This window comes from Sphingobium amiense (genome assembly GCF_003967075.1).
Classification (GTDB): Bacteria; Pseudomonadota; Alphaproteobacteria; order Sphingomonadales; family Sphingomonadaceae; genus Sphingobium; species Sphingobium amiense.
Map to the genome: position 1 here is coordinate 3,580,566 of NZ_AP018664.1, position 11,313 is coordinate 3,591,878.

Here is an 11,313-nt window from a genome sequence, read left to right on the forward strand (position 1 = left end):
AGAGAGAGGCTCACCGGCGTCCGTCATGGAGTAACTGACATGGCCACTGCCGTTCAGAAGATCACCCTGTCGTCCTCGCGCGACATTCCCTTCAACAAGCTGGTGCTCAGCCAGTCCAACGTCCGGCGCGTCAAGGCCGGCATCTCGGTCGAGGAACTGGCCGAGTCCATCGCCCGCCGCGGCCTGATCCAGTCCCTGCATGTCCGTCCGGTGGTGGATGCCGGGGGCAAGGAAACCGGCATGTTCGAGGTGCCCGCCGGCGGTCGCCGGTTCCGGGCGCTGGAACTGCTGGTCAAGCAGAAGCGCCTCGCCAAAAGTGCGCCGGTCCCGTGCGTGGTGTCGGAGGCCAGCGCCGATGTGCTGATCGACGAGGTATCGCTCGCCGAGAATATCGAGCGCGCTCCGCTGCATCCGCTCGATCAGTTCCGCGCTTTCCAGGCCATGCGCGAAAAGGGCATGACCGAGGAAGCCATCGCCGCCGCCTTCTTTGTGGATGCCAAGGTGGTGAAGCAGCGCCTGCGTCTGGTTTCCGTCTCACCGGCATTGCTCGACGTCTATGCCGAGGACGGCATGACGCTGGAACAACTCATGGCCTTCAGCGTCAGTTCTGACCATGCCCGTCAGGAGCAGGTCTGGGAAGCGATCAGGGATGGCTGGCAGAAGGAACCCTACCACATCCGACGCCTGCTGACCGAAACCACAGTCCGCGCCGCCGACAAACGGGCGGTGTTCGTTGGTATCGATGCCTATGAAGAGGCTGGCGGCTGCGTGCTGCGTGATCTCTTTCAGCAGGACGATGGTGGCTGGCTGCAAGATCCGGTGCTGCTCGACCGGTTGGTGGGCGAAAAACTGAAGGCCGAGGGCGAAGCCATCGCCGCCGAGGGCTGGAAATGGATCGAGGTCGCCATCACCTTCCCCTATGGTCACGACCATGGCCTACGCCAGATTGTCGGCACCACGGTCGATCTGAGCGAAGAGGAACGCGCCACCCGCGAAGCATTGCGCGACGAGTATGACCGGCTTGAAGTCGAATATGGCGAGGCGGACGAGCTGCCTGACGAGATCGACGCCCGCTTGGGTGAGATCGAACTGGCTCTGGAAACCTTCGAGCGCCGTCCGATGACCTTCGAGCCGGACCAGATCAGCATGGCGGGTGTCTTCATCAGCATCGACGCCGATGGCGCATTGCTGATCGAGCGCGGCTATGTTCGCGCCGAAGATGAAACGCCTGCGGAACCGGAAGCTGAAATCGTTGACCCGGAAACCGGCGAGGTGATCCAGCGGTCAGAACCGGAGGTAAGCCGCATGGGTGCAGTTATCACGCTGGGCGGCCAGGCGGTCGAAACTGAGGAGGAAGACGAGGCCGACATCATCAAGCCGCTGCCCGATCGCCTGGTCAGCGAGCTGACCGCGCATCGCACGCTGGCGCTGCGGGATGCGGTGGCAGTAAACCCGCATGTCGCTATGACGGCACTGCTGCACAGGCTGGCCATGGATTGCTTCATGCCGCATTCCAGCAAGGGATGCCTCGAAGCCCAGGTCCGGGAGGTTCATCTGCCCGCACAGGCCGAGGATCTGCGCGACAGCGCGTCGGCCAAGGCTATCGCTGACCGCCACGAACGCTGGTGCGATCATGTCCCGGCAGACGATGCCGCCCTCTGGGATTGGCTGACCGATCTGGACGATGGGTCGCGCATGGAGTTACTCGCCCATTGCGTCAGCTTCGGTGTCAATGCGCTCTATGAGAAGCCGAACCCTTACAGTGGCACGGGCGTCAGCCAGCACGGGCTGGACATCCGCCTGTCGCAGGCTGACCGGCTGGCCCGTTCGACCGGCCTCGACATGGTGGCCGTGGGCTGGCGGCCGACGGTCGGCAATTATCTCGGCCGCGTGACCAAGCCGCGTATCCTTGAAGCTGTACGTGAAGGGGCCGGAGACCGGGCCGCCGAGTTGATCGGACATCTCAAGAAGGGCGACATGGCCAAGGAAGCCGAACGCCTGCTGGCGGAAACCGGCTGGCTGCCTGAGCCGCTGCGCATGGCGGACGAGGGTATCGAAGTCGACCCGGCATCGGGCATTGCGGCGGAAGCCGACAATCTGCCCGATTTCCTCTCCGGCGATGGCGAGGACGACCCCGCTGACGATGAGGAAGAACAGCATATGGTCGCTGCTGAATAGCACTCATGCGGGGCGGCTTCGGTCGCCCCGTTCTAACCGCTCCGTTTCCGTAACTCGCCCGATCCTCGTGATCGGGCTTTTTCTTTGGAGAGCCGCCATGGCTGCCAGCATCGACGTTGATGAAATATTTGCTCAGGATCGGGAAAACCGTCCGCTGGAGCGTACACTGCCCTGGGAGGAAAGCCGCGACGGCATGACCGTTGTTGTGGAGCCAAAGCCCCATTGGGCCGAAGATATGCGCGTTTTCCGGCTCGATGCCCGTGAATACTGCCGCTATGCCGAATGGACTGCCCATGGCGGCCGTGCGCGCTTCTATGGTCACATCGATACATCGGGCGACGATCTGATGATGAAAGCCCGCGCGATGGTTGCCCGCGAAATTGCCGATGGGCTTTGGAGCTGAAGACCCGATCGCAGGGTCTCTGGCCGTGAGGATGGGATGTCTGCACCGGACGGGCCCAATCCGGCTTCACCATGCAATCCGCCATCCCGATCAGGACAAGCGGCAGCCATCTCTGGCCTGAAGGAACACGATCCTGATGCCAGCATGGTGGCAAGGCTGACGCGGCAGAGCATCTGCGACGGGTATCCGGCATCCTGTCAGATGCGAAAAACCACCCCCGCTTCCATTCGCAAACCTTGGTCCGATCCGTCTCTTTGACATTCAACCCCAAAGGGGTCGGCTTACGCGCGCGTGCCGCCCTCGGGGATTCGGGAAAAGTCCGAACGCCCTCGGGTGATTGCAGATCCGGTCAGACACTTCGGGCGCCTGTCGCGCGGGGGATGGTCCCCCGCCTCCCAAAGACAGGAGCCGGAACCCATGTCCTATGCAGATGCCACCGCCTTCGCCGCCAGCCTTGCCGCCACGCTGATGGTTTCGATCGTTGTGTTCCAGGCCGGAGACGGCACCCACGCCGCGTGCCCTGCCGCCGAGTTCGACGGCGACGACGACATGGTGAAGCTGGAGCTGGACCCGTGGGAATAAGGCGCGAAAGCGCCTCATCCCCGACGGCCCGAGCGCGGCAGCCCGCGCTTCGGGCCTTCAGCGCCTCGCGATGGTTCCCATCGCCGGCAGCGGAACCGGGAACGAGCCCGGTCAGAGAGGAAGAGTGCGGGCCGTTCGGCCGTGACGGGTTGAGGGTCGGAGAGAGAGGCTCACCGGCGCCCGTCATGGAGTGATCCCGATGACCTTTGCCCGTTCCGAAACCTTCCGTTCCATCGGCCAGATTCTGGCTGCCGATGTTCTGCCCGCGCTTTATCGGTCGCAAAAGCTGCCGCTGCGTATCTCATGCCTTGGCGTGGCCAGTTATGACGCCAGTGACGCGGCGAACGGTTTTGACCGCGTGATCCCGCTTGGCGAATGCCCGTCACCGGAAGAGGCCATCCAGGCCGCAGCCTTGCGCCTGTCGCGCGGTGATATTCGCACGGGGCCGGACAGCTTTCCGTATTTTCAGCCGCGCATCATGCTCATTCAGGACCGAGATCAGCGCCTGGTCCTCGCCGGTGAAATCCGCGCCGGCATTATCCTCTGGCAACAGCCAGTCGCATCCGATGCCGAGGCACGCAGGATCGTGACCGAGGCCAGCCGCCTGCGCAGTATGGCATTCCGGGCCTCGGACCCCGGTGATGCGAGACGGCTGCGTTACCGCGCCGCTGCGCTGGAGGCCCGATTGGTCGATCCCTTCTGGCGCGAAACCTCGGCCGATCTACTCCGCCTGCCACAGGCCGCCTGAGCTTCACCCATTTCATCCCATTCGGCTCGGCCATACGCCGAGCCATGTCATGTCCGGAGACCGTCATGGCCGACTATTACATGCACTTTTCCTGCCTGCTCGACGTAGGCACCCCCGCAAACGCCGCCCGCGCGCTCGATCTCTACAACGCTCTGGCAGATGACAATGCCGCTGAGGATCCGCCCTCGGATGGCTTCCTGCTCTCCATCCAGCCAGAGCATGGCGGTACGCAACTCTGGATGCGCGATGATGTCACGGGTGACCCTGAGCATGTCATCCAATTCGTCAAACGCTGCGCTGCCGAATTTGGCCTGAGCGGATTGTGGGGTTTCCAGTACGCAAATAGCTGCTCGAAACCGCGCATCGACGGATTTGGTGGTGGGGCGCATGTCCTTGATCTCGCCACCGGCGAGACAGTGGACTGGATCTATACCGATGGCTGGCTTTCCTCGGTTCTGGAAGGGAGAGCCCCCTATGCCTGAGGTCATCGAAACCACCGTCTATCGCCTCAACGAATTGTCTGATGCGGCAAAGGACAAGGCCCGTGCTTGGTATCGTGAGGGCGGCTTCGACTATGACTGGTACGATGCCGTCTATGAGGATTTCCAGCGCATCGCGGAAATCCTCGGGTTGAACCTCAAGACCCGCACCGTCCGATTGATGGGCGGCGGCACCCGGCAGGAACCCTGCATCTGGTTCCGCGGCTTCTGTTCACAAGGTGACGGTGCGTGCTTTGAATCGTGGTATTCCTACCGGAAACATGCTCCGCGCCTTATCCGGGAGCACGCACCGCAGGACACCGAATTGCATCGTATCGCCGATGCCCTTCAGGCGGTCCAGCGCCGCAACTTCTATCAGCTTCGCGCCGATGCCAGCCATCGCGGCCATTATTATCACGAATACTGCATGTCGATCACGGTCGAGCGCGACAGCCCGACCTGGCAGGACATGACCGCTGATGCCGAGGAGGCGGTCATCGAGGCGCTGCGCGATCTGGCCCGCTGGCTCTACCGCCAGCTTGAGCGCGAGTATGATTATCTGTCCTCGGACGAGGCTGTCGATGAAACCATTGCCGCCAATGAATACACCTTCACCGCAGCTGGTCGCCGCTTCGGATGATCCCGAGAAGACACTGACAAGCGCCCCACCGTCCGGTCGGGGCGCTTTTTTTATGCTGCGCTTTGAGAGTCAGAGGCGGGCCGGAAGGGGTTAAGTCCGGGCGGTCGAGAGAGAGCGCTGTTCGGACTCTTCCATTTCTGCTCTCCTGAGGTTTCCGACATGAACATGGTGTTTCCCGTGGCCGATCCGGTCACACCACTGGCGGCTGCGCCCGCGATTCTGGCTGCGGCTAATCTTTTGCTTCCGTCTCTCGAACGCGGTGAACGCATCGATGCCGCCACCTTGCGCCGTGCTATGGAAACGGCCTTCGGCGCGTCCGACGCTACTGGCGTCTGGGACTGGAAGCTGGCCTATGAGGCGTGCGAAGTCGCTACCGTCCTTTTCTTACGCAAATACGGAAAGGCGCTTTTCCGTAAAGCCGCGTCTCCGGCGGCACGCATTTCCGTGCTGGCAAAGATCGCGGCGCTGTTGCCCACGCAGACCCGGCGTTCCGAGGAAAGCCAAAACCTCCAGCAATTTTCGACGCCGATCCCGCTCGGCCTTACCGCTCTGACGGCTGCCGCGATTACGCCCGATGACAGGGTGCTGGAACCATCGGCGGGCACCGGCCTTCTGGCGATCCTGGCGCAGACCATCGGTGGCTCGCTGATCCTCAACGAACTGGCCGAGACCCGCGCCGATCTGCTTGCCCAGATCTTTCCGGCTTTTGCCGTCACCCGCTTCGACGCCGCCCAGATCGATGATCATCTGGCTCCGGATGCTGTCCCGTCCGTGGTGCTGATGAACCCGCCATTCTCGGTCATGGCCAATGTCAGCGGGCGTGTCGCGGATGCGGCCTATCGCCATGTTGCCGCGGCACTGGCCCGTCTTGCTCCCGGCGGGCGGTTGGTGACGATCACCGGCGCTGGCTTTGGCCCCGAAGCTCCGGCATGGCGGGACGCCTTCATCCGCTTGCAGGCCCGTGGCCGCGTGGTGTTCAGCGCTGCCGTCGATGGCGCGGTCTATGCAAAGCACGGCACCACGATCGACACGCGGCTGACCGTGATCGACAAACTGCCCGCCGACGATCCCGCCAGTTTGCCGGCTTCGCCGGGGATCGCGCCTGATGTTGCCACGCTGATCAGATGGATCGAGGAACAGGTTCCGCCGCGCCTGCCAGTGTCATTGCCGAAGATCGTGGTTTCCGCTTCGGCCACCGCGCCGAAGACCGTGCGGGGCTATCTCGCACGCTCGGCGGTTACGCGATCTGTCGCTGCTTCGGCCAATGATCCTGATGGCGTCGAACTCGCCTATGAGACCGTGGACTGGACGCCACCGGAAGGCGCTCGCCTGTCCGACGCGATCTATGAGGAATATGCGCTGCAATCGCTGCGTATCGCTGGTGCACAGCCGCATCCGACCAAGCTGGTGCAATCCGCCGCCATGGCCTCGGTCGCACCGCCCAAGCCGTCCTACCGGCCCATGCTGCCGCCCGACATCTGCGCGCGTCTGTCGGACGCCCAGCTTGAAACGGTGATCTATGCAGGTGAAGCCCACGCCGATCATCTCGCCGGCGCCTGGACCGTGGACGAGCATTTCGACAATGTGAGTGCCGCGCCCGAGGATGCTGCCGGATCGATCCGCTTTCGCCGGGGCTTCATGCTCGGGGATGGAACCGGCGCTGGCAAGGGTCGCCAGTCCGCCGCCATCATTCTCGACAACTGGCTTCGCGGTCGGCGCAAGGCGATCTGGATCTCCAAATCCGACAAGCTGATCGAGGACGCGCAACGCGACTGGTCGGCGCTCGGCATGGAACGGCTGCTGGTCACGCCTCTGTCACGCTTCCCGCAGGGCAAGCCGATCACGCTGTCGGAAGGCATCCTTTTTACCACCTATGCCACGCTACGCTCCGACGACCGGGGCGAGAAGGTTTCCCGCGTCAAGCAGATCGTCGAATGGTTGGGGTCCGATTTCGATGGAGCCATTATCTTCGACGAGAGCCATTCCATGCAGAATGCCGGTGGCGGAAAAGGTGAACGCGGTGATGTCGCCGCCTCGCAGCAGGGACGTGCGGGCCTGCGGCTTCAGCACGCGCTGCCCGACGCCCGCGTCGTCTATGTCTCGGCGACTGGCGCCACCACCGTCCATAATCTCGCCTATGCTCAGCGCCTCGGCCTCTGGGGCGGTGAGGACTTTCCGTTCCAGACCCGCGCCGAGTTCGTCGAGGCGATCGAATCCGGTGGCGTTGCGGCCATGGAGGTCCTGGCCCGCGACCTGCGATCTCTCGGCCTCTATACCGCCCGCTCACTCTCCTATGATGGCGTCGAATATGAACTGATCGAGCATCAGCTCACGGACGAACAGCGGCACATTTACGACTCATATGCTGCCGCCTTCGCGATCTTATGCGCAGCTGCGCATAAGATCGCTTATCGCGAGGTAGCGATAATGCGCAGGAGCGCGGCATAGTCGCTGAATTCCTGCACTGTCGTGCGATCTTGCTGCACATTATTTTGATTGCGAACCTCGGTGGTCTCTGGACCAGCTGAGGAAACAATCATGTTGCAGACGCACGACGAATTGATCGCCGAACTCTCGAATTTGCTCACGGCGCAGAATTATAACCCGGTGGTTGTGGCGAACCATCGACTCTACGCGCGCGCATTTCTCGATTATCTGGCCGAGTGCGACATGCAGGTCGAGACTGTGACGCCTCAGCAGGTCGACCAGTATTTTTGCTATGCAATCCAGGATTTTCAGGCCCAGTATGGCCGAGTTCCCTGTCCGCGGTGGCACATGTTGCCCCGCACGTCAATCAACAAGCTCCTCCGGCTTGCTCAAGGCAAATGGCCGCCCGAGCCGGAGATAATCGAACCGGAAACTGTGTACCGGCAGGCGATCTGCTGCGAATACGAGGCATGGCTGCGCGACGAGCGCGGTCTGGCAAGCGCTACCATCGCGGCGCTTATGTGGGAGGCACGGAACTTCCTGCGATGGCAGTTCGAACGGAGCGGTGCTGCCAGCCTCGACACGTTGAGCATCGTGGAAGTCGATCTCTACATGGACATGCGCGCGCCTGGATTAAGGCGCAAATCATTGGCCGATGTCGCTGAGCGGCTCCGGTCGGTGGTGCGCTATCTGCATCGGACGGGACGCATCCCGACTGATCTCACGCCGCACATCATCGGCCCCATGCTTTACGCCTATGAAGATGTGCCCTCGACGTTGGACAAGAGCCAAATCGCCGCGGTGTTGGCGACGACGAAGAAGGACGGATCGCCGCGAGGAATGCGCGATTTTGCGGTACTTCAACTGCTTGCCACATATGGGTTGCGCGAAGGTGAGATATGCCGCCTTCGGCTTGAAGACGTGAACTGGCGCGGAGAATCCCTGCGTATCCGTCACACCAAGACCAATGCGTACTCCTACATGCCGCTATTGGCGCCGGTTGGTGAGGCGCTGCTCGACTATCTGCGTCATGGGCGCCCCCAGGTCGAGGGGCGGGAAATCTTCATCCGATCCTGCGCGCCCTACATCGCAATGACAAACCTGTACGGCATGATCCGCGGGCGGTTAGCAGCCGCAGGCGTCGAGCCGCCGGGAAAGCGAGGAGCGCATGTCTTCCGCCACGCGCGAGCGGTCGAACTACTGCGGGCGTCGGTCCCGCAAAAGATCATCGGCGACGTGCTCGGGCATCGATCAATCGAATCCACCAATGCCTATCTCAAGCTGGCGACAGATGATCTCCGAGCCGTGGCGCTCGAGGTACCCGGCTCGGAGATGCTGTCATGAGCGCCTGGCACGATCCCGATTGCACCGTTGTTGACGCCTTCCTGGAAAAATCGCAGTTCCGGCCGGGAAGCAGACCGACTTATCGCTGGTTCCTTCGCAGCTTCGAGGATGTAGCCCGACGTCATCCCGCGGTTGACCGGCAGATGCTCGACGTCTGGCTGAAGGAAATGGAAAAACGTTGGCGAATGCCGACGCTGCTCAACCAGGTCTGCATTGTCGATCGCTTCCTCGAACACCTCGTCGAAATCGGGCTGATCGCCGAGAATCCCGTTGCTGTGCTTCGTCGTCAGTACAACGCCAAACAAAACAAGCCGATCTGGCGGGCTCTCGCTTCCCCCAATCCCGACGAAGCCCTGGCCGCATTGCGACGGCCCGCGCCCTACGGCAGCGTGCTGGGGGACTTCATGCGCGAGCATGTCGCGTTGATGCGCAGCCGGGGCTATCAGTATGAGACCCAGGCTCACTGGCTATTGCGGTTCGATCGGTTCCTCCAGGCGAACCCCGAACTTGCCGGGGCATCGCTTGAGACAATGCTGGCGCGCTGGGCAACTGCCAAGCCGACCCGCAATCACGCGGCTGAATGTCAGAAGCTGGGGCGCATCCTGACCAAGGCGCGGTATCGCCTTGATCCCAGAATCCCGCCAAAACGCTTCAACGCCCGGCCAGAGCGGGAAGTGGCGCGCGAGCATCGACGGCCGCATATCTTCAGTCCGGCCGACGTCCGGCGGTTGCTCGATGTTGCCCGCTCGTATCCGTCGCCGGATGCTCCGCTGCGGCCTATGGTCCTCTACACGATGGTGGTTCTGGCCTATTGTGCCGGACTGCGCCGTAGTGAACTCGCCGGGCTTGATCTGGGTGACGTGGACCTTCAATCGGACACGATCACGATCCGGGAAACGAAGTTCTACAAGACCAGGATCTTGCCGCTAACCGGCAGCGTCATGGCCGAATTACGGGCCTATATCGATGCAAGGCGGCGCGCCGGCGCCCCGCAGGATCCGCGGTCCGGGCTCTTCTGGCACGAGCACTTCAATGATCGCTATACCCCCGTGACGGTCTCAACGATGATTACCAACGTCATGCGCCGCGCCGGGTTCAAGCCCCCGACGGGGCGGGCGGGACCACGCGTTCATGACCTGCGCCACTCGATGGTCGTGAACCGAATCCTTCAATGGTATCGATCCGGCGTCAATCCGCAGGACAAACTGCGCTTTCTCTCCACCTATATGGGGCACCGGGACATCAACTCCACGCTGGTCTACATCACTGTCACGCAGGACCTGCTGCATGAGGCAAGCGAGCGGTTCCGTACCGTTGGCGTCCGATGCCTCACAATGGAGGCGCGGCCATGACGAAGAGCAATCCGTTCCCCGCGTTGTTGCGGGCGTTCTTCCAGGAATGGTTGGCCGAGCAACGCAGTGCTTCGGTTCATACGATCCGGTCTTACCGCGACACCTGGCGATTGTTGCTTCGGTTTATCGCGGAGCGAAAAGGCGGCGGGGTTGCGCGGATCACGCTGGCCGATGTCTCGGCCGGCGAGGTGCGCGCGTTCCTCCATCATACCGAGCATGGGCGCAAAAGCACAATCGGCACGCGAAACTGCCGGCTCGCAGCGATCCGCAGCTTCTTCAGCTACGTGGCGGACAAGGATCCCGAATACATTGCGCAATGCGCCGAGGTCCTGACCGTCCCGCTGAAGCGGGAGCCCACCGCTGCACCCTGCTATCTCGAGACGGGGGAGGTCGAGGCGATCCTTGCTCAGCCCGACCGATCGACAATCGAGGGGATGCGCGACCATGTGTTGCTCTCGTTCCTCTACAACAGCGGCGCGCGCATCCAGGAAGCTCTCGACCTCTGTACCGACGCGATCCGGTTCGACGCACCGAACTTCGTGCGTCTTTACGGCAAGGGGCGCAAGGAACGCATCTGTCCGCTCTGGCCAGAAACAGTGACGTTGCTCCGGAAGTTGTTGGAACGCCAACCACGTGGGGCAGAAGAGCGAATCTTCGTGAATCGATACGGTGAGCCCCTGGGCGCCTCCGGGGTGCGGTTCAAGTTGGCCGCCTATGTTGAGGAAGCCGCCAAATCCATGCCGACGCTTCGGTCCAAACATGTGACGCCGCACAGCTTCCGGCATGCCACCGCCGTTCACCTTGTCGCTGCCGGGGTCGACATCACCGTCATCCGCAGTTGGCTTGGACACGTCAGCCTCGATACGACCAACCACTACGCACAGGCCAATCTGGAGACCAAACGAAAGGCGCTTGAACAGGTAGGCGCGCCGGCGGCGAGCAACGTCCCACCATCGTGGAAACGCGATGCCAGCCTGATGGAATGGCTCGACACCCTGTGAAATAATGCGAAGGACGTGGCGAAGTGTGCCGCCGCTTTGCGGGGCCGCGCCGCGCTCCTGCGCATTATCGCGACCTCGCGATAAGCTGTCATTCATGGAAACCTGGACGCGGCGATGGAAGCCGCCAACATCACCGGCAGCGATGGGACGCTGAACCGG

General features: G+C 62.4%; 10 protein-coding genes. All 10 read left to right on the top strand.

Features of this window, described 5'->3' with window-relative positions; all coding sequences use genetic code 11:
- The first annotated feature begins 39 nt into the window (after positions 1–39).
- The 10 genes from SAMIE_RS17325 (at position 40) to SAMIE_RS17365 (ending at position 11,154) form a co-directional block, all read left to right on the top strand.
- Positions 40–2,178, top strand: coding sequence for a ParB/RepB/Spo0J family partition protein (locus tag SAMIE_RS17325; protein WP_066704144.1), 2,139 nt, complete (start codon positions 40–42; stop codon positions 2,176–2,178).
- 97 nt (positions 2,179–2,275) lie between these two features.
- Positions 2,276–2,581 carry a hypothetical protein gene (locus SAMIE_RS17330; RefSeq protein ID WP_009450568.1) on the top strand — a complete coding sequence of 102 codons (306 nt, stop codon included), beginning with the start codon at positions 2,276–2,278 and terminating at the stop codon, positions 2,579–2,581.
- Between the two features lie 417 nt (positions 2,582–2,998).
- Positions 2,999–3,163: a hypothetical protein gene (locus SAMIE_RS23460; protein ID WP_009450567.1), complete on the top strand. Its 165-nt coding sequence runs from the start codon at positions 2,999–3,001 to the stop codon at positions 3,161–3,163.
- Between the two features lie 199 nt (positions 3,164–3,362).
- The gene (locus SAMIE_RS17335) at positions 3,363–3,911 is read left to right on the top strand and encodes a hypothetical protein (protein ID WP_066704141.1); all 549 of its coding nucleotides are present in this window, start codon (positions 3,363–3,365) and stop codon (positions 3,909–3,911) included.
- Positions 3,912–3,976: 65 nt separating this feature from the next.
- Positions 3,977–4,393 carry a hypothetical protein gene (locus tag SAMIE_RS17340; RefSeq protein WP_066704139.1) on the top strand — a complete coding sequence of 139 codons (417 nt, stop codon included), beginning with the start codon at positions 3,977–3,979 and terminating at the stop codon, positions 4,391–4,393.
- Positions 4,386–5,030: an antitoxin of toxin-antitoxin stability system gene (locus tag SAMIE_RS17345; RefSeq protein ID WP_066704137.1), complete on the top strand. Its 645-nt coding sequence runs from the start codon at positions 4,386–4,388 to the stop codon at positions 5,028–5,030. The genes SAMIE_RS17340 and SAMIE_RS17345 overlap by 8 nt, the downstream gene beginning before the upstream one ends.
- A gap of 159 nt (positions 5,031–5,189) precedes the next feature.
- Complete coding sequence (locus tag SAMIE_RS17350) at positions 5,190–7,478, top strand: strawberry notch-like NTP hydrolase domain-containing protein (RefSeq protein ID WP_408641247.1); 2,289 nt, start codon at positions 5,190–5,192, stop codon at positions 7,476–7,478.
- A 90-nt stretch (positions 7,479–7,568) separates the two neighbouring features.
- Positions 7,569–8,801: a site-specific integrase gene (locus SAMIE_RS17355; RefSeq protein WP_066704301.1), complete on the top strand. Its 1,233-nt coding sequence runs from the start codon at positions 7,569–7,571 to the stop codon at positions 8,799–8,801.
- Entirely contained in the window at positions 8,798–10,153 is a 1,356-nt protein-coding gene (locus tag SAMIE_RS17360) for a tyrosine-type recombinase/integrase (protein ID WP_066704304.1), read from the top strand. The genes SAMIE_RS17355 and SAMIE_RS17360 overlap by 4 nt, the downstream gene beginning before the upstream one ends.
- Positions 10,150–11,154 (top strand): tyrosine-type recombinase/integrase, encoded by a 1,005-nt coding sequence (locus SAMIE_RS17365; protein WP_066704306.1) that lies wholly within the window; start codon positions 10,150–10,152, stop codon positions 11,152–11,154. Before SAMIE_RS17360 ends, SAMIE_RS17365 begins: the two co-directional genes overlap by 4 nt.
- Positions 11,155–11,313 lie beyond the last annotated feature (159 nt).